General features: G+C 54.0%; 24 protein-coding genes. 12 read left to right on the top strand and 12 right to left on the bottom strand.

Going from position 1 to position 23,675, the window contains the following annotated elements; translation table 11 throughout:
* Positions 1-22 precede the first annotated feature (22 nt).
* From EI42_RS16510 to dgoD, 3 genes are all read right to left on the bottom strand, one after another.
* Positions 23-1,459, bottom strand: a complete 1,437-nt coding sequence (locus EI42_RS16510; protein WP_111323724.1) for an MFS transporter — start codon at positions 1,457-1,459, stop codon at positions 23-25.
* 173 nt (positions 1,460-1,632) lie between these two features.
* Positions 1,633-2,553, bottom strand: coding sequence for a U32 family peptidase (locus EI42_RS16505; protein ID WP_111323723.1), 921 nt, complete (start codon positions 2,551-2,553; stop codon positions 1,633-1,635).
* Entirely contained in the window at positions 2,544-3,722 is a 1,179-nt protein-coding gene (gene dgoD, locus EI42_RS16500) for a galactonate dehydratase (RefSeq protein ID WP_111323722.1), read from the bottom strand. Before dgoD ends, EI42_RS16505 begins: the two co-directional genes overlap by 10 nt.
* A 100-nt stretch (positions 3,723-3,822) precedes the next feature.
* Between dgoD and EI42_RS16495 the strand changes: the two genes are divergently transcribed.
* Genes EI42_RS16495 through EI42_RS16485 form a run of 3 tightly spaced genes read left to right on the top strand, consistent with a single transcriptional unit; the run spans position 3,823 to position 7,172 of the window.
* Positions 3,823-4,539, top strand: a complete 717-nt coding sequence (locus tag EI42_RS16495; RefSeq protein ID WP_111323721.1) for a FadR/GntR family transcriptional regulator — start codon at positions 3,823-3,825, stop codon at positions 4,537-4,539.
* Positions 4,540-4,562: 23 nt separating this feature from the next.
* Positions 4,563-5,606, top strand: coding sequence for a zinc-dependent alcohol dehydrogenase (locus EI42_RS16490; protein ID WP_111323720.1), 1,044 nt, complete (start codon positions 4,563-4,565; stop codon positions 5,604-5,606).
* A gap of 24 nt (positions 5,607-5,630) precedes the next feature.
* Positions 5,631-7,172 (top strand): alpha-N-arabinofuranosidase, encoded by a 1,542-nt coding sequence (locus EI42_RS16485; protein WP_170142687.1) that lies wholly within the window; start codon positions 5,631-5,633, stop codon positions 7,170-7,172.
* A gap of 83 nt (positions 7,173-7,255) precedes the next feature.
* Here EI42_RS16485 and EI42_RS16480 read toward each other — a convergent pair whose 3' ends face one another.
* Entirely contained in the window at positions 7,256-7,996 is a 741-nt protein-coding gene (locus tag EI42_RS16480; protein ID WP_111323718.1) for an SDR family NAD(P)-dependent oxidoreductase, read from the bottom strand.
* Positions 7,997-8,186: 190 nt separating this feature from the next.
* Here EI42_RS16480 and EI42_RS16475 point away from each other — a divergent pair, with 190 nt between their 5' ends.
* Positions 8,187-9,074, top strand: coding sequence for a LysR family transcriptional regulator (locus tag EI42_RS16475; protein WP_111323717.1), 888 nt, complete (start codon positions 8,187-8,189; stop codon positions 9,072-9,074).
* Positions 9,075-9,266: 192 nt separating this feature from the next.
* Here EI42_RS16475 and EI42_RS16470 read toward each other — a convergent pair whose 3' ends face one another.
* Together EI42_RS16470 and ogt are read right to left on the bottom strand one after the other, a co-directional pair.
* The gene (locus EI42_RS16470; RefSeq protein ID WP_111323716.1) at positions 9,267-10,160 is read right to left on the bottom strand and encodes a PhzF family phenazine biosynthesis protein; all 894 of its coding nucleotides are present in this window, start codon (positions 10,158-10,160) and stop codon (positions 9,267-9,269) included.
* Between the two features lie 158 nt (positions 10,161-10,318).
* The gene (ogt, locus tag EI42_RS16465) at positions 10,319-10,825 is read right to left on the bottom strand and encodes a methylated-DNA--[protein]-cysteine S-methyltransferase (protein WP_111323715.1); all 507 of its coding nucleotides are present in this window, start codon (positions 10,823-10,825) and stop codon (positions 10,319-10,321) included.
* Between the two features lie 192 nt (positions 10,826-11,017).
* On the opposite strand from ogt, the gene EI42_RS16460 reads away from it, so the two are divergent.
* Positions 11,018-12,493 carry a DNA-3-methyladenine glycosylase 2 gene (locus EI42_RS16460; RefSeq protein ID WP_111323714.1) on the top strand — a complete coding sequence of 492 codons (1,476 nt, stop codon included), beginning with the start codon at positions 11,018-11,020 and terminating at the stop codon, positions 12,491-12,493.
* A 58-nt stretch (positions 12,494-12,551) separates the two neighbouring features.
* Here the strand turns inward: EI42_RS16460 and EI42_RS16455 are convergent, their stop codons facing one another.
* On the bottom strand, positions 12,552-12,860 hold the full coding sequence (locus tag EI42_RS16455; RefSeq protein WP_111323713.1) for a MazG nucleotide pyrophosphohydrolase domain-containing protein: 309 nt from the start codon (positions 12,858-12,860) through the stop codon (positions 12,552-12,554).
* Between the two features lie 206 nt (positions 12,861-13,066).
* Here EI42_RS16455 and EI42_RS16450 point away from each other — a divergent pair, with 206 nt between their 5' ends.
* Positions 13,067-14,722 (top strand): FAD-binding dehydrogenase, encoded by a 1,656-nt coding sequence (locus tag EI42_RS16450; RefSeq protein WP_111323712.1) that lies wholly within the window; start codon positions 13,067-13,069, stop codon positions 14,720-14,722.
* Between the two features lie 69 nt (positions 14,723-14,791).
* Here the strand turns inward: EI42_RS16450 and nhaA are convergent, their stop codons facing one another.
* A complete protein-coding gene (gene nhaA, locus EI42_RS16445) occupies positions 14,792-16,171 on the bottom strand; it encodes a Na+/H+ antiporter NhaA (RefSeq protein ID WP_111323711.1) in 1,380 nt (459 codons plus the stop codon).
* A gap of 214 nt (positions 16,172-16,385) precedes the next feature.
* On the bottom strand, positions 16,386-17,066 hold the full coding sequence (locus tag EI42_RS16435; RefSeq protein WP_111323709.1) for a TetR/AcrR family transcriptional regulator: 681 nt from the start codon (positions 17,064-17,066) through the stop codon (positions 16,386-16,388).
* Positions 17,067-17,192: 126 nt separating this feature from the next.
* Here EI42_RS16435 and EI42_RS32600 point away from each other — a divergent pair, with 126 nt between their 5' ends.
* The 5 genes from EI42_RS32600 to EI42_RS16415 all read left to right on the top strand — a co-directional run bounded on the left by EI42_RS32600 (position 17,193) and on the right by EI42_RS16415 (position 19,411).
* A complete protein-coding gene (locus EI42_RS32600; protein ID WP_170142686.1) occupies positions 17,193-17,351 on the top strand; it encodes a nuclear transport factor 2 family protein in 159 nt (52 codons plus the stop codon).
* A 13-nt stretch (positions 17,352-17,364) separates the two neighbouring features.
* Positions 17,365-17,562 carry a nuclear transport factor 2 family protein gene (locus tag EI42_RS32595; RefSeq protein ID WP_170142685.1) on the top strand — a complete coding sequence of 66 codons (198 nt, stop codon included), beginning with the start codon at positions 17,365-17,367 and terminating at the stop codon, positions 17,560-17,562.
* Positions 17,511-17,939, top strand: coding sequence for a cupin domain-containing protein (locus tag EI42_RS16425; RefSeq protein WP_307722245.1), 429 nt, complete (start codon positions 17,511-17,513; stop codon positions 17,937-17,939). Before EI42_RS32595 ends, EI42_RS16425 begins: the two co-directional genes overlap by 52 nt.
* A gap of 125 nt (positions 17,940-18,064) precedes the next feature.
* Entirely contained in the window at positions 18,065-18,490 is a 426-nt protein-coding gene (locus EI42_RS16420) for a nitroreductase/quinone reductase family protein (protein ID WP_111323822.1), read from the top strand.
* A 147-nt stretch (positions 18,491-18,637) separates the two neighbouring features.
* Positions 18,638-19,411, top strand: a complete 774-nt coding sequence (locus EI42_RS16415) for a class I SAM-dependent methyltransferase (protein WP_111323706.1) — start codon at positions 18,638-18,640, stop codon at positions 19,409-19,411.
* Positions 19,412-19,503: 92 nt separating this feature from the next.
* On the opposite strand, the gene EI42_RS16410 is transcribed toward EI42_RS16415, so the two are convergent.
* From EI42_RS16410 to EI42_RS16400, 3 genes are all read right to left on the bottom strand, one after another.
* The gene (locus EI42_RS16410; RefSeq protein WP_111323705.1) at positions 19,504-20,961 is read right to left on the bottom strand and encodes an MDR family MFS transporter; all 1,458 of its coding nucleotides are present in this window, start codon (positions 20,959-20,961) and stop codon (positions 19,504-19,506) included.
* Positions 20,962-21,349: 388 nt separating this feature from the next.
* On the bottom strand, positions 21,350-21,829 hold the full coding sequence (locus EI42_RS16405; protein WP_111323704.1) for a MarR family winged helix-turn-helix transcriptional regulator: 480 nt from the start codon (positions 21,827-21,829) through the stop codon (positions 21,350-21,352).
* 475 nt (positions 21,830-22,304) lie between these two features.
* Positions 22,305-22,967 (bottom strand): lytic polysaccharide monooxygenase auxiliary activity family 9 protein, encoded by a 663-nt coding sequence (locus EI42_RS16400; protein ID WP_211326210.1) that lies wholly within the window; start codon positions 22,965-22,967, stop codon positions 22,305-22,307.
* A gap of 433 nt (positions 22,968-23,400) precedes the next feature.
* On the opposite strand from EI42_RS16400, the gene EI42_RS16395 reads away from it, so the two are divergent.
* Positions 23,401-23,613, top strand: coding sequence for a hypothetical protein (locus EI42_RS16395; RefSeq protein ID WP_111323703.1), 213 nt, complete (start codon positions 23,401-23,403; stop codon positions 23,611-23,613).
* Positions 23,614-23,675: the final 62 nt, after the last annotated feature.

The following is a 23,675-nucleotide window of genomic DNA, read 5'->3' as shown; positions in this document are numbered from 1 at the left end:
CGGCGGGAGCCGGGCACGCTTTTTACTGCGTCAGGGATCGTCGTAGAGGGAATACCGTTATCAGCAGTAACAGGCTTAGAATCGTTGTCACTATCAGCGACCCAACAAAGCCAGCAAGTGGACTCCCGGTATTTGCCGTCCACAGCGAAAAGATCATGCCGATCACGGCCACACCGAGCGCCGCAGCAAGCTGCATAACCGTCATATATATTCCTGAAGCCGAACCGACATCATCAATTCCGATCCCTTCCAGTGTGCGATGCATCAACGGTGTAACCAGCAGCCCCATGCCGCTACCCAGGAAGAATAGCCCGACCAGAAGCGGCGTCATACCCCACATCGGTACAAAAAACTGAGCCGCAAGGACTGTCAACAGGTAGCTCACGGTGACCAACACTGCTGCCAGCGGCAGGGCAAGAACACCCAGACGCGGAGTCACCCGCGGGCTCAGACTCGATGCCAGGATAAAAGAGATACTGGAAGCCATAAAGACAAAACCAGACAGCAAAGGTGTGAAATGCAACATCGTTTGCAGATAAAATGCCAGCAGGAAGAGCAAGCCAGAGAACAGCGAACTTGAGAGCAGGACAGTAATCAGGCCAGATGGGAAGCGCAATGAACGGAATAAAGACAATGAGACAAGCGGTAACTTTCCCCGCTTCTTTCTCCGATATTCATACACCAGAAATACAAGCATAAAAGGTATAGAGAGCAGTAGACAGAGAATTGACCACAGGGGCCATCCTGCTTCTCCTCCTATCACGATCGGAAAAACAAACAGGAACAGCGTAATAGAGAGCAGTGCAACCCCGCCATAATCAAGGCTCGCTTGCTCTGTCTCAACACGCGACTCACGAATAAGCAGCATCCCGGCAAGCAGCGCGACCAGCCCGATGGGCACGTTTACCAGAAAGATAATTCGCCAGCCAAGCCCAAAAAGATTGGCCGCAATAAGAAACCCACCTAACACTTGCCCGACGACCGATGCAAGCCCACTCACCGCCGAAACCATGCCGAAAGCCGTTGGGCGCTCAGCAGGAGCGAAGCCAACTTGAATAAAAGATACGACCTGTGGGGCCATCATCGCCGCTCCAACCCCTTTCGTAATACGGAAAATAATCAACAGCAATGGCGAAGGGGCAAACCCACAGAGTGCAGAAGATAACGTAAACAAGCCAACGCCAAGCAGAAAAAGCCGCTTCCGCCCGTAGATATCACCCAGGCGTCCACCGGTGACCAGCAGCACCGCATAGACAAGCGTGTAACCGGCGACCACAAGCTGCATCTCCGCGAAGCTGGTATGTAATTCTCGCTCTATAGATGGAATAGCGACATTCACTATAAATTCATCGATAGTAGACATCAGGGAGGCACACAACACCACAACCAGCATCAGCCAGCGTCGAGGATCGAGTATTTGTGCTCCCTCACCAGATGAAGTTGACACATTTACTTCCATGCTAACATCTTCCTTTCACAAAAACTTTTCGGAAGCTTAACATGAAAATGTATCTCCTGCAACAGACGAAGGAACAGTCTTTTCTCGTCCTTCTAGACAGAAACCAACCTGTCACAAAGAACAGGCAGGGGGGTCCCGATCAGGCCATACCCGACAGAGAGCCCCCGACAAAGCTAACGCACAGGCACACCGAGACCAGGCGCACCGAGCTCCGACGTTCGATAGCTGGCATCGATCCGAGCTAATCCGAGTGAGGCGCGGCGCACCCGTTCCCGAGCCGATTGAAGGACAACATGCTCAAGATGGACACCACTGGGATAGATCGACGGCGCGTTCCTCAGGCCAAACTTCAGGTAAATCGGCGCTGCTACCCGAATAATCTCATTCAGCTCATGATATCTGGTAAAACCTCCCAGACCATCCGGGCTCTCGATATAGAGATCAATAGGGATTGAGACCACCTGACGCAAAGCTGCAAGCTTCGCCAGCGAGATATCTGAAGCCACATTGACCGTATTCAATCCCTGATCCGCCAGCAGCTTGATCCCGAGCGGGTTTGCCGCCCCGAGCAGGGCAGACGCCTTCACGACCAGATTTTCGGGAAGATACCCGCGCGCCCGGGCCTCCTTGACCAACCAGAGCAGCCCTTCATCGGCCACAAGCACACTTCGCAGGCCGAGCGAAGTTGCCCGCTCGATGTCGTTCAATGCATAGACAAGCTGATCCATGCCCATGTGACGCCAACCAAAATGCTTGCCATCGGGCGTCAACGCCTGGGCGTTCCCTTCCCAGGGTGCACGTGGGCCAACAAATAAACAGACTTCGATCCCGTGTTCAGCCCCAAGCTCGACCATTTCGCGAATCTCAGCATCGCTCAACAGCATGATCCCGCTTCCCTGCGAGATTCGGTGAATCGTGATCCCATACTCGTGCGCCGCCTCAAGCACCGCACGAAACGCCGCAGGCCCCTCAACGCTCGGTATCTCAACGCGGTACTGTGCCCCATCGGGAAACGTCAGGGAAGAGGTGGGATGCTCATAGAGATCACCAGCAGGAAGCCCGAGCTCCTTAAGAAGCGACTGCGCTACTTGCATGACTCGTCTCCTTTTGCTGGCTGCTGTGCCTGCCGCAAATGCCAGTTTTCGGCGTACAGGTTAAAGAAGATCCGCTCCTGTGGATGCTCCCGCGCTACATCTGGATCGAAGCGAACGCCCAGGCCCGGCCCCTGAGGCAGAGCAAAATAGCCATCAACGACCTCTGGATTGCCCGGAGCAGCCGTTTTCACCCATGAATCAGCAAAATCGTTGAAGTGCTCCTGAATCTTGAAGTTTGGCGTCGACGCGGCAAAGTGCAGTGCCGCAGCGGTCGAAATCGGCCCACCAACGTTATGAGGCGCGACAAGAACATAATAGCTCTCAGCCCAGGCTGCAAGCTTTTTCGCCTCCATCAGGCCACCCATCTGCGTAATATCGGGTTGAATGATATCCGCGGCTTGAAGCTCGAAGATCTCACGAAACTCATGACGAGCATGGATGCGCTCTCCGGTCGCAACAGGAATTGATACCCTGTTCGCGACCTTCTTCAAAGCCGCCAGATTCTCCGGTGGAACAGGCTCCTCGATCCAGCTTGGCTCAAACGGCTCTAGCAGCCGGGCCATCTCGATCGCTGTTGCCGGGTTAAAGCGCCCATGCATCTCAATCAACAGCTCAGCCTCAGGACCAATAGCATCACGAACCGCCTCGACAAGCGCCACCGCCTTGTGCTTCTCGGCTCGTTCCAGCTCATAAAAGCCCGCGCCGAATGGATCAAGCTTCAACGCCTGGTAGCCCTTCTCGACCACACGCCGGGCGGCTCGATGGAACTCCTCTGGCGTGCGCTCAACAGTATACCAGCCATTCGCATACGCCTTAATCCGATCGCGCACCGCACCGCCAAGCAACTGGTATACGGGCTTGTTCAGCACCTTGCCCATGATATCCCAGCAGGCAATCTCGATCGCAGAAAGTGCTGACATCGAGACCTCGCCAGCACGACCATAATCGTTGCGGTACATTCGCTGCGTCAGGTCCTCAATGCGCATGGGATCATGGCCGAGCACATGATTGGGCACCGCTTCCGAAAGGTAGCCTTTTAACGCTTCCGTGCGATTTACCATCCGCACCTCTCCGAAGCCAGAAACTCCCTCATCCGTCAGCACTTCAACACAGGTGATATTGCGCCAGGGTGTACCAAGCACATATGTTTTGACGTCCACTATCTTCATACAGGTAGCATCCTTCCTTTACAAAAACATTGACAGAATCACCTACCTCTGCTTTAATAATATCATACTATTGTCAGACAAAACAATCGAAGAAAAAGGCATGCCGAAAGATTTTTCACCACTGCAATATAAAACCCTACCCGCTCAGATAGCCCATTCGATCGGCATTCGTATCATGCGGCACGACTTTCAGCCCGGTGACATTCTCGCACGCGAACCGGAATTAAGTGCCCAATTGAACGTCAGTCGCTCGGTTGTTCGCGAAGCCTTGAAGCTCCTGTCTGCGAAAGGCCTGATTGAATCGCGCCCGAAAATCGGGACTCGTGTTCGCCCTCGGGCCGAATGGAACCTGCTCGATCCTGATGTGATCGCATGGCAGAGCGAGGCTGGGCCCGATCTTCATTTTTTGCTGGATATCTGCGAAATACGCCTGATGTTCGAGCCCAGAACCGCCGCGCTGGCCGCCATACGTGGGAGTGCTGAAGAAATAGCAGCGATCGAGCAAAGTTGCCGCTTGCTTCAGAATGCGCTCCATTCCGTTGAGGAGTACACCGAAGCAGACATCCTGTTTCATATCTCCATTGCGACCGCCGCGCACAATGACTTCCTGTGCACTATTGTGAAAACACTTGATATGCCCTTGCGTATCAGCCGCCTCATCACATCACAGCTTCCCGGGGCCAATGAAGAGGCCATGCCGATGCATCGCGCCATCGGCGAGGCAATCAGCCAGCGGAATGCTCCCGAAGCAGAGGCAGCGATGCGCACATTGATAGAACGCACAACAGAGGATATTCGCCGTCTTTTCAAAGCATAACGCCCAACGAAAGGACAAAAGCAGTGATAAGAGCGCTACAGATTACGGGAGCCGGGCAGGCCGCCTTAACCAGCCTGGAAATGCCGGCTATTGGGCCTGATGATGTCCTGATTCGCTCATATGCTGCGGGCATTTGCGGCAGTGACATCGAACTGTATCGTGGCACCCGTCCAACCGGTTTTTATCGCTACCCCGTCATTCCCGGTCATGAGTGGTCAGGGGAGATCGCGGCCCTCGGGGAGCGCGTGCATACCCTCTCAATCGGCCAAAAAGTGGTTGCGGAAGGTTTCCTTTACTGCGGCTCCTGCCCCTCTTGCCGAAATGGAATGACGAATCTCTGTGAGGCTGGTTACGACGAATTGGGCTTCACACGGCCTGGTGGGCTTGCCGAATATGTCGCAGTTCCTGCAAGGCAGGTTCACGCCCTCCCCGATGATGCCTCCCTGGAAGAGGCTGCTCTGTTAGAGCCAACAGCCGTTGTCGCTCACGCTTTTCTCCTGGCTCCTCCACAGCCTGGAAGTCAGCTTGCCATTATAGGCGATGGCACGATAGGGCTGCTGGCAGTTCAGCTTGCACGTCTGTATTCACCCGCCGTCCTGATGGTCCTGGGCGCGCATGACGAGCGGCTTGAACTGGCTCGATGCCTGGGAGCAACCCATATCCTCAATGTGCGCAAGGAAGAGCCTCTTCCCTCTATCGAAGCGGTCACAGGAGGACGGGGCATGGATCTTATATTTGAGGGTGGATCTCGTCCAGCGGGGGTTGATCTCGCTCTACAGGCCGTACGACGAGGTGGTACTGTTCTGCTCGAGGGCATTGCAGGCGCCAGCGCAACGCTTCAGCTTACAAGTGACCTTTTCGTCCTGAAACATCTGCATGTGCAGGGCATCTTTGGTGCAAACAGTGCAGCCTGGTCGTTTGCCGTCCAGCTCTTTACAGCGGGCATATTACAGCTCACTGACCTGATCTCGCATCGCTTCTCTCTGGATGATTATCAAGCAGCCTTCAAGACGGTCGAGCAACGAGAGAATAAGCCGCTGAAAGTGCTTTTACGTCATAACCGATAAGTATTTGTTAGCAAAGGAATGTATATGGAGACAGTACAACGCGTCGTCGTTCTGCCTCAGGAGCCGATTGGGCAGGTATCACCGTATCTTCATGGACACTTTGCCGAGCATCTGGGCGATTTAATATACCCGGGCATCTATGTTGGCGAGCAAGCGGACATCCCGCATACAAACGGGCTTCGGAACGCGGTTATTGAAGCTTTACGCCCTCTACAGATCCCTGTCTTACGTTGGCCGGGTGGTTGCTTCGCTGACGGTTACCACTGGCGCGACGGCATCGGCCCCCGTGAACGTCGCCCCTTGCGCCTCAACCCGAACTGGGGCATGGCCGAGGAACCCAACTCCTTCGGGACACATGAGTTTATCGCTTTTTGTCGGGCAATAGGAGCAGAACCATACTTCGCCGGTAATCTTGGCTCCGGCACTCCGGCAGAGCTACGCGACTGGGTCGAATACTGCAATTTTGCCGGTCGGTCCGCTTTAGCAGACGAGCGACGCGCCAACGGAGCGGAGGAGCCATTTCACGTACGCTTCTGGGGCATCGGAAACGAGAACTGGGGCTGTGGTGGTAATATGAGTCCTGAAGAGTATGCCGGGCTGTATAGCAGATTTCGCACCTTTGTACACAACTATTCCGGAACTCGTGTTGAGGCAATCGCCTGCGGCCCCAACGGCAACGACTGGCAATGGACACGTCGCTTCTTCGAGCATATGGCGCGCCACCACACGCATTGTCGCCTGAACTCGCTTCAGGGCTTCGCCGCGCACTATTATTGTGGCTCGGCGGGCACAGCCACCGACTATACCGAATCGCAATGGCTGGAACTGTTGACGAAGGCTGCCGCGATTGAGGGCATTATCACCGGTCATCGTCGTATCATGGACGAGTATGACCCGAAGCGAGCGTGCAAGCTGATCGTTGATGAATGGGGCACGTGGCACCCGGTCGAGCCTGGCAAGCCCGAGAGCGGCCTGTATCAGCAGAATACAATCCGCGATGCCTGTGTTGCAGCTTTAACCCTTGATACCTTCCACAATCATGCTGATAAGGTCTTTATGGCAAATCTTGCTCAGTTGGTAAACGTGCTGCAAGCGTTGTTGCTGGTCGAGGGAGATCGCTGTATTCAGACGCCGACGTATCACGTCTTCCGGCTCTATCAGCCGCATCAGGGGGCACAGGCAGTGCGTTTCCTCTCGCAAGCCGAGGTTATCAGTCATGGAGAGGCCTCCGAGGAACAGTGCCGCTCCTGCTCGGTTGATCGCCAGCCTTTCGCGCTTCAGGCTGTTCATGGCTCGGCTTCCATGCGCAACGGAACCCTCTGTGTGACAGTCGTCAATACACATCCAACACAGCCTGTAGAGCTGGATCTAGAGCTCTATCAAGGCAAGCTGACAGAGGTCGAAAAGGTGACGCTGGCCGCTCAGGACATGCACGCGCACAACACCTTTGCACATCCCAACACGGTGCAGCTTGCTCCTCCCCAGACGCTCAAGGCGCGGGATCAACGCCTGCGTGTCCAGTTACCAGCAGGCAGCATCACCAGACTGATGGGGCAGCTCGGGTAGAACAGCGGAGAGAGGCACCAGTAGATGTCTCTCTCCTTGCTTGTTCCCGTATAGCTGGAATTCTTTGTGCAGTATAAAGAGAGCTAGAGCGTCTGCCCGCTATCAACCGTGATAATCTGCCCTGTCATCGACTCTTGTTCCAGTACAGCACAAATCAGCCGCGCAACGTCTTCGGTGCTCGCGCTGTGCCCCAGAAGCGCGCTTCCTGCCACACGCTTCATCTGTTCCTCTTTCCCTTCCCACCAACGCGTTAAAACAGCTCCAGGAGCCACACTACACACTCTGATCTCCGGGGCAAGCGCTCGGGCCAATGATTTCGTCAGCCCATGAACAGCCGCCTTTGAGACGGCGTAAGGCAACGATGATCCGGAACCGGTCGAACCCGCAATACTTCCCAGATTCACTATTGCACCGCTTTTCTGCTGTTTCATCAAAGGAGCAACGGCCCGGGCACAAAAGAACATTCCCTTCACATTGATGGCATACAGTTCATCCCAGACAGCTTCAGTAGCCGCTTCAAGGTCATTCAGCGGAATATGGTGCGTGAGACTGGCATTATTCACCAGCAAATTAATGGTGCCAAATTGCTGCACAATGGTATTGACCATTGCACGAACTTCGCTATCACGTGAAACATCTGCCTGTATCGTAATTGCTGTTCCTCCATTATGCTGAATCATGCGCACCGTTTCCTCGGCATCATCTTGCGAACGCGAATAGTTAACCGCCACAAGTGCCCCTCGCTCTGCCAGCGCGATGCTTGTTGCTCTGCCGATGCCGGTGCCTCCGCCGGTTACCAATGCTACTTTCTGCTTTAAATCCATCTTGTTACTCCCTCATCTGTATAAATTCTATTATGACACCCCACACTATTCGTGCGCTGATTTGTTCCACTTCCCAAAGCATAGCAGGATATGATATATTGAACAAGGCAAATTTCTCAAAGATATTATTCGATTTTTCCGATAGATTATCTTTGCAGGTTACAACAAAACAGACATAGGAAATAAAAAGATGGATCTACGTCAACTTAATACTTTTAAAGCAATAGCCGAAGAAGGTAGCTTTGTTCGAGCAGCCGAGCGACTTCAATATGCACAGTCCACCATCTCGCTGCAAATTCAGCAGCTTGAGGAAGAGCTTGGAGTGGAGCTTTTCGATCGACAGCGCCGCAAGATTCAGCTTACGCCAGCCGGTCGGGCGCTGCTCATGCACGCACAGCACGTTATCAATCAAGTTGCACAGCTACAGCAGGATCTCGCAGCCATCGTGACAGGAGAAAGCGGACATCTTCGCATCGGTATGATAGAAGCTGTAGCACGGCTCTATCTTCCCGAGATCCTACGCAAGTTTCGTGCCCGCTACCCGCGCATTCAACTGACGATCGAGGTTCTCAGCACTATTCATGTACACGAGCAGCTTGCCGCCGATCAGATCGATCTGGGTGTTTCAACTCCCCCTGCCACTGATATGGGCCTCGTCTTTGAGCCGCTTCAGACTGCTCCTATCATGCTTCTCCTTTCCGAACAGCACCCTTTATGCCAGCAGCCAACTATCACCTTGAGCGACCTCAAGGATGAATGCTTGCTCCTCACACACCCGCCGTGCGCCTACCGTTCCGCTATCGAGCAGGCCTTTGTCGCGCGTGGCCTTCCACTTGCTACCAACATCGAGATTGGCAGCATTGAAGTAATCAAGCAGGCCGTGCAGCAGGGCTTAGGCATTGCCCTTGTGCCAGAACTCGCCACGCACTCGATACCACCCGGGATCGTTATACGGAACGTTTCGGATCTGCACCTGCACCTTCCCCTCGGCCTTATCACACGTGCTATTCCCATCCCGCAGGGCAAGGCGGCTCAGGCCTTCAGCTCGCTACTTCGGCAAACAATGACAGCAGCATAGATCAGAACAAGCTAGACGACCTATCAGGCGCTACAAAAGGCATTCAGAGCTGCGTTCCGGCAGAGGAGGATTCCACCTGGAGTTCAACACAACCAGAAAAGAAATAATTGATCTTCTATCGGATCGATAACGTGCATGCAATCATTTTATTTATAATGAATCCATGCACGTCTTTTTGCTTGATCAGATCTATTAATTGAGAACGACTTCTCCTCGAATACTCAGTGCCGCCGTTCCTCCTACTTTCACTGCCTCGATTGCATCAGGTGCGCCCACCAGTTCCACATATAATTGACTGGGGCGTTGTAACCAGTGGCCCTGTTCCGCGACAAAGTTCGATTGCTTGATCAAGCGATAGTGCCAGAGATATGCAGCCATGCCGCCCGTTGCAGAGCCGGTTGCCGGATCTTCTATTGTATCGGGAGGTACCCCGAAATGCCGGGCGAAGGTTGCCCCTTCTGGCGTGACTCCGCCCAGGCAGAACAGATGAGGGCTGAAGAAGTCGCCAGACGCACGAAGACGCTCATATGCGGCCATATCGAGGCGGGCTCGACGCAGCGCCGCATGATCGCGCACCGGAATCATCAATTGCGGTGTCCCTGTGCTGACCGTCTGGATCGGCACAGAAGCAAGTGCATCCTCCGGCGAGAGACCAAACGCTGGCATCACGTCTTCTGATCGATATGTTCGCAAGAAGAGCGGTTTCCGTTGCGTCATCACGATTCGTTCAACCTGCCCCTGTGTGCTGAAAATCTCCACGGGAATCGGCCCATCACGCAGCTCAAGCTGGATCGTCGTATGCTCGTTTTCCAGCTTCAGACGTCCCGAGAGAATCAGCGCCATCACAGTTGCAATCGTCGGATGACCGGCTAGCGGGATCTCTTCGGCAGGTGTAAAATAGCGAGCTGCGAAGTCGGCAATCTGTGAACGCCGGACAAAAGCCGTCTCAGACAGATTCATCTCTCGTGCCAGAGCAAGCATACGTTCGTCGTCGAGATCTTCGGTATCAAGCAAGACCGCGCAGGCATTTCCATGAAGCGGTCTCGATGTAAAAGAGTCAATCTGGAAAAACGGGTAACTCGGCATAGCTGATGCATCCTTTCATTCGCTCATTCCTTCTCAGTATTGCAGAAATACATCAGAAGGAACAAGAGCCAATCGGGAAAATGTCTAACAGCCATTTACCATTACTGCATAGTATGTATCCATTCCATTTCATAAAAAGAGGAATGCCCTTTTTCAGCTCATTTTACCCTTATTCCCTCATGTCTCAAAAGCCATTCTTTACGCGCAATCCCGCCAGCATAGCCAGTCAATGCAGCATTTGCCCCGATCACTCGATGACAGGGCACAATAATCGCGATCGGGTTCAGCCCATTAGCGGCCCCAACAGCACGGCTTGCATTCGGCTTCCCAAGCTGCTTCGCCAGCTCTCCATAGGCTCGTGTTGTCCCAACGGGAATGGTCCGCAGAGCTTCCCAGACCTGTCGCTGAAAATCCGTCCCACCTGTCACCACCGGAAGTTCATTTAAGGCCGCGTAATTACCCGCGAAATAGGCGCGCACACGGCTACTGAAGCCGCACGGGTCCACAACCCGTTGAAGTTCAAACTCACGATATCGACGCCGTAACAGCAGCAACATACGCTGTTCATAATCCTCATAATCAAGCGAGCAGATACGCCCATCATCCACCACCAGAAGGACGCCACCGATCGGCGTTTGGATAGTATCAATAGAGAGTTTCTTCATAGCATCTCAATCCCTTTCAAGCCGCTTCAGAAGCGCGCTGTACTTTCTCTCCTTGCGTTGTCATCGATCTCTATGATATACCAGAAGCAGAGAAAAAACTGGCAAAAATCGGACATGACCGTTTCCCAAGCGGCGCGTCACCATGTCCGAAATTTGCCAGGAGCAGCGGCGATTTTCGATTAAGATAGGAATATGGACAAACATATTATTCACGATTTCGATCTATGCTATCGGGCCGTTTGTAGCCGTGATGCTCGTTTTGATGGGCTCTTTTTCACCGCTGTTACCACGACGGGGATCTATTGTCGCCCTATCTGCCCGGCCACGACACCCCATGCGCAGCACGTCCACTTCTATCCCAGTGCAGCGGCTGCGGAAGCGGCGGGATATCGGGCATGTCGTCGTTGCCATCCAGAGGCCGCCCCCGGTTCACCGGATTGGAACACGCGGGCAGATCTGGTCGCCCGCGCCCTACGCCTGATCGCAGACGGCGTCATTGATACGGAGGGCGTTGAGGGTTTAGCAAGCCGCCTATCGGTAAGTGCGCGCCACCTGCATCGTGAGCTGATGGCAGAAGTAGGCGTCGGGCCGCTGGCTCTTGCACGGACACGGCGGGCCCAAACTGCTCGCCTGCTGATCGATCAAACAGACCTGCCCCTCACAACAATTGCGTTTATAGCTGGATTTGCCAGCATTCGCCAGTTTAATGAGACAATGCAGGCCACGTTTGCCTGTCCCCCTTCGGCCTTTCGGCGCCGGCCTCAGGAGGCTCAAAATGGGGAGGGAAAGCTGACACTGCGCCTGCACTACCGCCCGCCTTTTGATAGCGGTGCCCTACTCGACTATTTCGCGAAACGAGCAATAGCTGGAGTCGAAGAGGTCGTTAACGGCTGTTATCGCCGCACCATTGTTCTGCCTCATTCTCGTGGTATTATCGAGATACGGCCAATGGAGCACAAGCACGCGGTTTTGCTTCGCCTGCACCTCTCCGACCTCAAGGACCTGAACCTGCTTGTGCAGCGCTGTCGGCATCTTTTCGATCTGGATGCAATGCCAGGCGCCATCGCCGAGGTACTCTCAGAAGATCCGCTGCTTGCGCCTCTGGTGAGCGCGCGTCCCGGTTTGCGCATCCCCGGGGCTGTCGATGGCTTCGAGCTGGCCGTTCGTGCGATTCTAGGTCAACAGATCTCAGTTGCGGGAGCGCGCACGCTTGCCGGGAGGCTTGTCACCACGCTTGGGGAGCCGCTCAAAGAGCCACAGGGCACACTCACGCACTTCTTCCCATCGCCTCAGGTGCTTGCTCGGGCAGATCTATCCGGCAAAGGGCTAACAAATGGACGTATTCGCGCTCTCCAGGCGCTCTCGCATGCTGTTGCCGAGCACGGATTGCAGCTTGATCGTACCATTAACCGAGAAAAAACAATCGAGCAACTGCTGCAACTGCCCGGAGTCGGTCCGTGGACTGCATCATATATCGCAATGCGCGCCCTGGGAGATCCGGACGCCTTTCCTGCCACAGATCTGGCTCTCAGGCGCGCTCTGGAGCGGCTTGGGCTGACCACAACACTCAAAGGAATTGAGCAGCGCTCGCAACAGTGGCGACCGTGGCGAGCATATGCGACACATTATCTCTGGTCCAGCCTTACAAGTGTTTCAGGTACAATATGATATTCAAGCGGCCGGACTCTCCCTGTCGGGCCGCTTCACTATTTCTCGCGTTATCTCTTCAGGCATTTTTCCAGTATAACCACTTTTTCTTGACGACCTCCTCTATATCAATATGGTGCAAGCGAGCAAGCAGAAGCGTCTGGCAGAAAACATCCGCAACCTCTTCCTCAAATGCAGCTTGAAGCTCTTCAGGCGTCTTTCCCTTCTTTCGCGCCTTGCCCGCGAGCATCAGATAGCTCTGGATCAGCTCGCCGACCTCTTCCTGCAACTTCAAGAGAAACCAGGTGGCGTCGCGCTCAATCGCGTACTTTTCGGCATAGCCCTTTGAAATAGCCTCTATTTCTTCCGACAAGTGCTTTAATTCCACTATAGTCTATCCTCATTTCACTGTTTTCACAATAGTGCGCATTATATCATATACAATTCTTTTTCGACAAGAAACACCCGTTCGGAGCAAGGCAAGCCGCTTGACAGAGGCCTGCTGCACGTTTTAGAGTACATCACAGAATATCTCGCATGAGATGCATAAAGATGAAACTATTTCTTGACATCGGGGCGAAAGGAGAGCAGCAGATGCAGGACGAAGCAGATGTTATAATTGTTGGCGCAGGCCTGGCGGGTCTGGTGGCCGCTACCGAGCTTATCGCCGCAGGGCGGCGGGTCATCATCGTTGAACAGGAACCTGAATGCTCACTTGGCGGGCAGGCGTTCTGGTCTTTCGGTGGCTTATTTTTCGTCGACTCGCCAGAGCAGCGCCGTCTGGGTATTCGCGACTCATACGAACTGGCCTGGCAGGACTGGCAAGGGACTGCCGGTTTCGACAGGGAAGAGGATTATTGGCCGCGTCAATGGGCACAAGCGTATGTTGCCTTTGCAGCAGGAGAGAAATATTCCTGGCTGCATACGCGCGGAATTCGTGTTTTTCCCATTGTGCAGTGGGCCGAACGCGGCGGCTACCTTGCAACCGGGCATGGGAACTCGGTTCCACGCTTTCACGTCACCTGGGGAACCGGCCCGGGCGTGCTGGAGCCGTTTGTCTGGCGCGTACGCGAGGGAGAGAAGCAAGGTCGTGTGTCATTGCGCTTTCGGCATCGTGTCACCGCGCTGCACCTCAATGGCGGCGTCGTTGAGGGCGTTGAAGGCGATATCCTGGAACCGAGCAATATTGAACGTGGCATGCCCAGTTCGCGCACCGTCACAGGCACCTTCAGCCTGAAAGCGCAGGCTGTCATCGTCACATCGGGAGGGATCGGCGCGAACCACGAACTGGTGCGCCGCAACTGGCCTCAGCGCCTGGGGCCAGCGCCGCGAAAGCTCCTCTCAGGCGTGCCCGATCACGTTGATGGTCGTATGCTGGAGGTGGTCGCGGCAAACGGCGGCCATATCATCAACCCTGACCGCATGTGGCACTACCCCGAAGGCATTCACAACTATGCGCCGATCTGGAGCCTGCACGCCATTCGTATTCTCAGCGGCCCGTCTCCATTGTGGTTGGACGCTCGCGGGAAACGGCTACCGGTGCCGCTTTTCCCCGGATTCGACACGCTGGGAGCGCTGCAACATATCACCACTTCGGGCTATGAACATTCCTGGTTCCTGCTCAACCAGCGCATCATTGAGCGTGAGTTTGCACTGTCCGGCTCCGAACAGAACCCCGATTTGACCGGACGCAGCCTTGCGAAAACGCTGAGCCGCGTGTTGCCGGGCGCTCCCGGGCCCATCGAAGCATTCAAGCAGAAGGGTGTCGATTTCCTCGTTGAGCGCAAGCTATCCGATCTGGTGCGCGCCATGAACCAACTGACCGGCGAAGAGCTCATCGACGCTGCCGAACTGGAACGAGAGGTTGTCGCCCGCGACCGTGAGATCCTGAATCCCTTCAGTAAGGACGCCCAGGTGACTGCTATTCGTGGCGCACGGGCGTTCCTGGGAGATCGGATCATCCGCGTCGCCAGGCCGCACCGCCTGCTTGACCCCTCCGCCGGGCCATTGATCGCAGTCCGCCTCTCAATCCTGACACGCAAAACGCTCGGTGGTATCAAAACAGACCTCTCCGGGCGTGTGTTGAAAGCAGACAATCAAGCAATCCCGGGCCTCTATGCTGCGGGCGAAGTAACCGGCTTTGGCGGCGGTGGCATGCATGGCTATCGGGCACTGGAAGGAACCTTTCTGGGCGGTTGTATTTTCTCAGGACGCACGGCAGGCCGATCCGCAGCACAGGCAGTCAGCTAGAACATGCATCATAAAACGCAGAAAGAGCAACCGACATGGCTGCTCTTTCTCTTTTGCTATCGATACATTTCAATTTTTCTGATTTGAAAACGACCGCGCGACGCTCTCCCGGGAACCTGTTGCCAGTAACAGATAACCGCCAGCCCCGGCCAGGAGCAGTGCCAGCAGGATACCGATCTTCGCCATATTCAGCAATTCGGGATACGCGGGCAAGAACGCCAGATCAGCAATAAACATTGACATGGTGAAGCCGATCCCGCCTAGCCAGCCCACACCATAGATATGCCGCCAGCGTACCCCTTCGGGCAGCTCAGCCAGCTTGAGACGCACCGCGAGCCATGAGAACAGCGTAATACCAACCTGTTTCCCGGCGACAAGCCCCAGAAAAACGCCCAGGCTCAATGGACTGGCAAGGGAGGCCAGAGCGCTCCAATCAAGCGGGACGCCCGCGTTTGCCAGTACAAATAGTGGGATGATGAGAAACGAAACCGGCACATGTAATGCCTGCTCGATTCGTTGCAATGGAGCTTGAATCGCCTCGGCTCTCATCTCTAACGCCCGCACAGAGGCCTGCTGCTGATCGTCCATCACCAGACCGAGGCCCGGCGCGTTGCTTTCCTCAAATGAGTCGAGCATTTCACGACTCTGTCGCACAAAAGTTTCACTGTCAATCCGCGAACGTACAGGAATAGTAAAAGCCAGCAGCACGCCCGCAATCGTCGCATGCACCCCCGAAGCCAGCATAGTGACCCAGAGCAGCACGCCAAGCCCGGCATATACCAGCGGATGACGCACACCAAGCGCGTTACAGGCCAACAAAAGAACTATACAACCACCGGCAAGCGCCAGCGCTATCAGGTCGATTCCTTTCGAGTAGAACAGAGCAATCATCAAAACAGCTATCAGGTCATCCACAATGGCAAGCGCCGCCAGAAACACCTTGAGGTTCAGCGGAATGCGCGGCCCAAGCAGCGCCAGCACTCCTAATGCGAACGCGATATCGGTCGCCATCGGGACACCCCAGCCCGACGCTGCCTCCGTGTTCCAGTTGAACGCCAGGTAGATCAGAGCCGGAAACAGCACACCGCCAAACGCTGCCATCATGGGCAGGAGTGCCTGACGTAAGCGAGAAAGCTCACCAACGAGAATCTCGCGTTTGATCTCAAGCCCGACCAGCAGGAAAAATATCGCCATGAGCCCGTCATTGATCCAGGTATGGAGCGAAAGATCAAGCTGTAGACCGGTAAACCCGACGACAAAATGCCGTTCCCAGAGATCATGATAACTCTGCGCCCAGGGAGAGTTTGCCCAGATCAGCGCAAATATGGTGCAGAATAACAACAATACGCCGCTACTACTTTTCGCATGAACAAACACCTGAAATGGTCGCAAGAGAAGAGCAGCGACCGAGAGGTTTTTTGGACGTGCCACGAGTTCCTTCTGTTGCATGCCTGTACATCATCCTTTCTTCTCAACAACCTATCCACACCGACACTCTTCAGCATACAACGCAAAAAGAGCGCCGGTGGCCGACCAGGCTTCCCGGCACTCCTTGACTCTTTTCTTGAGCAAAAAGCCCAATTTCTTGAGCATATTTTGAGGTATCTCTATGTAGTGTACCGTATCGGGCACCCATCTGGCAAGGGGAAGGTGCTGAAAACGCTTATTCCCCCGCATCACCACAGGGCTTCCCAGCGGGCTCGCCTTCGCTGACGGCATCCTCTGCCGTGTCCGGAAGCTGTAAAGCGGCATGTGTGAGCTTTTGCACAAGAGGCACCACATCCTGAATTCGCTTCTCAGGCCCGGCCAGCAGATCAAACGTCTCGAAACTGGTCAGAGTAAACAGCAGATCCACAATCTCATCAAGCGGCTTGCCAGGCGGAAGCAGTCTGCTATCAGCAAGACGCTGGGTCAATACCTGAACCCCTTTGCGTCGCCACCCATCTCTTGTACGTATCACCTGCTCAAAATCAGGATTCAAAGCGGCCAGCGCTCGCAAACGCCGCATCACCAGCCGATCCTCATCCCAGAAGCGTCCAAACAGTTGGATATACATCTGAAGTGCCTTGAGCGGCCGAGGCTGCTGAAATATGGTTGCCATGTGCTCCATCCCGCCACTTGCCGCCAGCGAATCACATAACACTTCAAGAAGTCCAATTTTCGAGCCGAACTGATGATAAACGGTCATTCGGGCAACATCGGCCTCTTTCGCCACCATTTCAATAGAAAAGCTGGAAAAGCCGTCGGAGGCCATCAGCAACGAGCGAGCAGCCGCAAGAATTCGGGCGCGGGTCTGCTCGGTGCTTGCCTGGCGTTGTCCGAGGCGATAGGGACGAGGACTCATAAAGAGCTTGACACCTCCGCATAATTTATTGTATAGTCAGTACATCTAAAATTTCATTAGACAGTCTGCCTATATAATAGGCCGCCCACCGGGGAATGTAAAGCGGTCGGAAGAAAGGTATCCAGCATGCAACAGGAAATTCAAGATCTCGTGCAGCACTATGGTGAGGCAGAACAGAAGGGGGATGTTGCAGCGCTTCAGCAGCTTCTCGCCGACGATTTCATGTGCGTTGGCCCTCTCGGCTTCCAGCTTACAAAGGCGCAAACGCTGGCCCGGTTTACGTGACCTACGCCACGAGATGGTCAGGCTTCAAGATCCCTACATCCGTCTGTACGGAGATACGGCGATCGTTCTGGTGCGCGAAGAGCTGAAAGGCGCATCTCAAGGGAACCCGATTCAGGGTCAGTACCGTGTTACGATGGTCTTTGTTCGTCAGCAAGGGCGCTGGCTGCTTGCAAGCATGCAGTTCGGTCCTATTGCCGGAGCACACCCATAGACAAGAAAGGTCATAGCGATGCAGACACAGCTATTCAGGATCTCCCTAAAAATGGGAGCAGCTACCTGTTTCCAGGAAGTGAGCACGGAAATGCACCCGTCTCGTTTTTCCTCTCATACACACTTCCCGGTCATGGTCCCGGCCTCCATATGCACCCCTACGCCGAAACATTTATCGTTCAGAAGGGGCAGGTCACTTTCTATCTTGAGTATCAGGCAATAGAGGTAGAGGGCGGAACTATTCTCGTTGTACCGCCCAACACGCCGCATCGCTTCATCAACTCAGGCGACGAACCATTGCAACAGATCAGCATTCACCCGGTCAGCGAAATGATAACACACTGGCTTGAGGAGCCGAACCAGCCCACCAATGCATAACGGCTCTTGAGAGCGCTGGCCGCCTGCTGGACAGCGCTCTCAAACAGACAGCCATGCCGCCTGTCTCGCAGATCGCCCTTCTTTCGTTGTACAAGAGAGAGATCGTTCAAGCGAAAGGTGACGAAATGCGAAAATCTTTTTTCAGAGTGCTCAATGCCGTCATTCTCTTCCTATACCGCATCACGGGCGGCCGGATCGGCATGTTCGGCAAGCATAGCGGACTTCTTCTACTCACAACCATCGGGCGCAAATCGGGCAAAAAGCGCACACTGCCCTTGCGGTACATTTGCGAAGATCAGACATACATACTCGTGGCCTCCTACGCCGGTTCACCCCATCATCCCGCCTGGTACCTTAATCTCAAACATCATCCAGATGTTATCGTTACTATAGGTGCGAACACGCAGAACATGCGGGCGGAGATAGCCAGCCCCGAACAGCGTCAGCAGCTCTGGCCGCGGGTACTGGAACGCGCTCCACTCTACGGCAAATACCAGCAACGCACAACACGCGAGATTCCGCTTGTACTATTATATCCAGTAGAGAAGTAGACAAAAAAGACCTTTAACAACACCCGATGTATACTCCTTTTTCGCAGTATCGCCGGCCCAAACACAAGAGATAACGCCAAAAAGCGTACAAAAAAGAGTGCCAGCTACACAAAAGGATGACATCCCAGGCAAGTAAGGAGACAAGAAATGTCCCACAAAGAGACTATTCGCCAGGCGTTTACCAGGCAAGCAAACGCCTATGCCGCCAACCCGTTCATCACGAATGAGGAGTCGCTGCGTCGTCTGGTCGAGACGGTGCATCCCGCTCCCCAGGCACATGTACTCGATGTTGCCACCGGTCCCGGTTCTATCGCGATGGCATTTGCAGAGGCCGGATGCGACGTGATTGGTATCGATCTGACCGACGCTCCCCTTGCTATCGCCGAGCAGAAGCGCAAAGAGCGCGGGCGAGAGCGGCTTCGCTTTCAGGTTGGAGATGCGGAGCAGCTTCCATTTGAAGATCAGCGCTTTGATATTGTCGTATCGCGCTTCGCCCTTCATCACGTTGAAACACCCCGGCGAATGCTTGCCGAGATGACGCGCGTCTGTCGCCCGAATGGCTCCGTTGTCATCAACGATCTGATAACAAGTGAGCATCCAGCCCGTGCCGAGTATCAAAACCGTTTCGAGCGGTTCCGTGATCCCTCGCACACGCAGGCACTATCGATCAGCGCACTGCTTGCCCTCTTTACGGCCTGTGGATTAGAAATAGAACATATCTCGACTGAAACTCGCCCACAACAGCTTGAAAGCTGGCTCCGCAATGCGCACACGCCTGAGCAGCAAGCCGTCGAGGTTCGCGAAATGCTACAACGGGACAGCGAACAGGATCTCAGCGGAACACGACCATATGTACAGGATGGCCAGCTCTATTTCTCACATCGCATTGCACTGTGCATCGGGCGCAAACTCGCTCATTGATATACAAAAAAGGGATACCGCATACGTGATACGGTATCCCTTTCACACTTCTTTTTTGCTCCGAGAAGAGGCTTATAACCGCACTTCTCCCTTTAGATGCTCGCTTCAGTACTCAATGTTGCCTCGACCTGCTCTCTCGGCTGCTTCTTTCGCATTGTTGCCTCGGCCTCCTTGTCGCTCACACGGAAGGCGAAGAAGAGGGCGAACAGCGCAATAATTGCAGAACCGATAAAGGCAGCATGATACGCATTCAGATTCGGAACTGTTGCGCCCGAAGCCGTCACCGTCGTCGGCCCAACAGCCGTAATCACCGTACTGAGCACCGCAACACCAAGCGCGGAACCAACCTGACGCACGGTATTATAGAGAGCCGATGCATGCCCGGTCTCACTTGCCGTCACGTTCGCAAATGCCGCCGTCTGAGTCGAGATGAAGATGTGTGCCATGCAGTAACCGAGCAGGAACATCAAGAGGCGCATAATCCACAGATCGGTTGTCTGGCCCATCACGACCAGCAACGCCATCACAATCGCTGCGCTCACGATACCACCAATCATCAGGCGTCGCGGCCCGATAACCGGATAGATGCGGGAAGCGATCTGAGTGCCCACAATCACGCCCAGGGCCTCAGTACAGGTTGTCAGGCCAGAGGTCAGGGCGTCAACCTGCCGTCCCTCCTGCAAGAAGAGCGGCGCGACATACAGTACGCCCATAAAAGCGGCTCCGGTCAGCACCGTCACCAGATTGCTGTTGCGAAACAGGCCATTCGTCATCAAGCGCAGGTTTAGCATTGGAGCCTTTGCCCGAAGTTCCACGAATATAAATACAGCAATCAAAACCAGACCAGCAACCAGGCCGCCGAGAATAGTCGGAGAGAGCCAACCGTACTTGGGACCCTCGCTCATTGCATACATACCAAGCGCCAGACCAATACCGGCAAGGAAGAAGCCGGGAATGTCGAAGCGCTCCGCAGTACGCTCATCGAAGCCGCGCAGGAAGAGCAACGCAAACACCAGCGCCGCAATACCGATCGGAATATTGACGTAAAAAACCCAGTGCCACGAGAACTGATTCACCAGGAAACCACCAAGCACGGGACCGGTCGCAGGCGCAAGCACGGTAGGAATATTCAGGATGCGCGAGACCTGAACGCGCTCTGCGGGCGGGAAGGTGCGAATCAACATCGCATTACCAACCGGAGTCATAGCCCCACCAGCGATACCCTGTAAAACACGAAAAGCAACAAGAAGACCAAAATTATTCGCCAAACCACATAGCGCCGATGCCACCGTAAACATGCCAAGCGCACATAAAAAGACGCGACGCGTTCCAAAACGATCACCCAACCAGCCCGAAGCCGGAATAATCACGGCCAGACTTACCAGATATGAAACAACAATCGCGTCAACCGTCGTCCCTGGCATAGAAAACTGATGCCCGATTGCGGGCAGTGCCGTGTTCACAATCGTCCCGTCCATGATACTCATGAACATGGCAGCGACAAACACAACACTGACGCTCACCTTCTGACTTAACTTCCTCTGAAACATACTCGCTCCTGAGACAATTCGAGATAAAACCACACTCTGTACAGCACATTCCTAAAAACAGGTAAGAAACACCACACCCGCTGAAAGCTGTACTCATAACCCCCTGGTGTCCCCATATTTCTTCTACCGTACCCGACATACAAGTAGCACATCACCCGAACCAACCACAAAAAAGATGTAATAGCATGGCACACTTTATAGGGTACACCATAAACAACGACAAAATCCAGGGTATAAAAACAGACAAAAACAAAGAACAGCAACCTTGCTGCTCCAGATCATTTCAGTATTGAAAATGGTGATTTCAAGAGTAACGACATGTGCAGACAATGAAGGAAGGAGTTTGCCCCATTGCTCTCGTAACTACATAGGAAGTATCATTGCGCAACTATACAGCCGTTCCCTGCTTCCCTGCACTCTCTACGGTAATACCTTGCTGTATCCTCTGCGAAAATTTCTGAAGCAGAGAGGCAAATTGCAGCAGTTCTTCAGCAGTGAAATCCTGCAAATCATTGACAAAAGAGCTCTTGCGAAGCCGCTCCAGCTCATTCACGCAGACGCGTCCCTCCGCTGTCAGAGAGACAAGCACGACACGTCTATCATGTATATCAGGCACACGGCTCACCAGTCCAACTTTTACGAGGCGATCAACCAGACCTGTAAGAGATGCACAGGATTGACCGATCCGATGACTCAGAGTATTCATCGAACATCCCTCAGGAAACCCGATCAGCGCTTCTATCACCTTAGCTTGAGGAACCGTGAGTCCCGTCTGCTCAACAAGAGAGCGGTTTCGCTGGTTGACGCACTGTATGTGCTCATGGAGCACCTGTTCAAAATGGGCTACTAGCTGTTCTCGTGACTGCATCGCTTATTCTTCCGGTTCTTCTTCCCTTAATGGGAGCACTTTTACCACCATTTCCAATTACTCAACACCTTCAATATTTTATGTTGTTAAATATCAACAGTCAATATTTTTTCCTACGACAAAAGATCCACTTCTTGCCAGGGAAAAATAGCCAGAATAACCATAGCAGCCTCATTTTTCTCTCTTTTCTACACAATCGGCAGGCAATTTCGCATATACAGAGCCTTGCATGACGAATTTTCGCCCGAAACAAAAAATTGCCCGTTTTCGATGTCCCCATTTTGCCAGAACATCGTATATATGTATGACACGCGAAAACGCTGTGTCCGATGAAACGGTTACGGGCATGGAGGAGGTAACAGGAGCGCATCCTGTTCCTCTTCCGGCCCAAATGCTTGTGGAAGGGGAAGGAAGCGCTCCTATGAACGGATGGTTACCAACACTCATCTTCTGGTTGCAGGCAACCTGGATACTCCTAGAACGACACGTCCGAGCAGGTGTAGAACGCTTCGGGGCTATCCGAGCGCTGCCAGATGGAATAGATCAGGTGATGGCCGCTCTTGCCGGCTGGAACTGTGCCAGTCATCTGGTATGCACCGTTGACGATGGGAGGGTTGGTAGCTGTCAGGAAGGGGCCTTCCAGATCCGACCATTTCAACGGCTGTGTGGGATCATAGCCATTTCTCGTAATATACAGCGAAAACGTTCCTCGGTGCGCTGCTGTCACTCGATACTGGAACGTGTACTGCGCTCCCGATTGCAGCCGAGTCGTGTACCAGTCCGTGCGTGGCGTATCGAACGCCCCATATTTCGGATTATTGGCGCTACACAGCTTGCCATCAGGGATCAGCTCACGATGCCGACCGTTGGCATTGAGGATATGCACCTCGTTCCAGTCATAAAGCGGCTGCGTGCCTCCAACCGAGACCGCGTATTTGCAGGCCGCCGATTGCGGATGCTCGGGGCCTTCCAGATAGCAGGCATACACCCGGCTGATCGGGGCAGACATCGAGCCATGTGCTTGCGCACCCTGCGAGGGGACAAGCAGAACAGCACACAACGGTACAAGCGTGACGATAAGGGCGAGTGCCAGCAACTTCCATGTTTTTCTCGCCGAAGACAAGCCCATTTCTCGCATGGTAGAAACGCTCCTTTCACGTTCAGTGCCACGTCAACACGTGGCCGTACTTCCCTGTACAACACCATTGATACGGGCATAGAGACGATATCATCTCCTGTCGGGATGTCAATAAGATGTATAGGCCAGTTGCGCCGTGCAGTGCCTCAACACCAAATCCTGGAAAGCATACAGCATTCTGACAACCCAGAAGCAAGCGAGCTGGACACACCTCGTCATCCCGAAGCGCTCTTCTCTTTCATTATGTACCATAGAGTACGACCAAAAGTCAACAGAGCGACAACCATTTCAAAACCTCCTTGTACCCTTTTCTTGCCCTCTTCCCACTCTTGTAGCTCATACAAGGCGCGAAGCACTGGCATTGTAACGGCTCTCTCCCTTCGTCCGTGCTCTGGTATGAGGAGATACATACAATAACACAGGAGAGAATGTCATGAAACTTGAAATTTTTGTCACTGCTACTACTCCTGTCACTTCTATCGCTCATGATTTCCCTGCGGGCGATCATGATACGCTGCTCAGCGCAGATGAGAAGAACGGCGTCGTCACATTCCAGATAGGCGGGGATGTGCTTCCAGATTATCAGGTTTTCTGGATCGAGCAACAAAAAAGCCTGGGGAAGATCGAGCGCGTGGAGACGGCTTGAATGCCATTCCTTGAGTTCGCTGGAACATCGCGAGTTCGGGAGACGTGATAGAGTCAGGATCA

The organism is Thermosporothrix hazakensis (assembly GCF_003253565.1).
GTDB lineage: Bacteria > Chloroflexota > Ktedonobacteria > Ktedonobacterales > Ktedonobacteraceae > Thermosporothrix > Thermosporothrix hazakensis.
The sequence above is the reverse complement of the archived record's forward strand: the minus strand, read 5'-3'. Positions and strand labels throughout refer to the sequence as shown.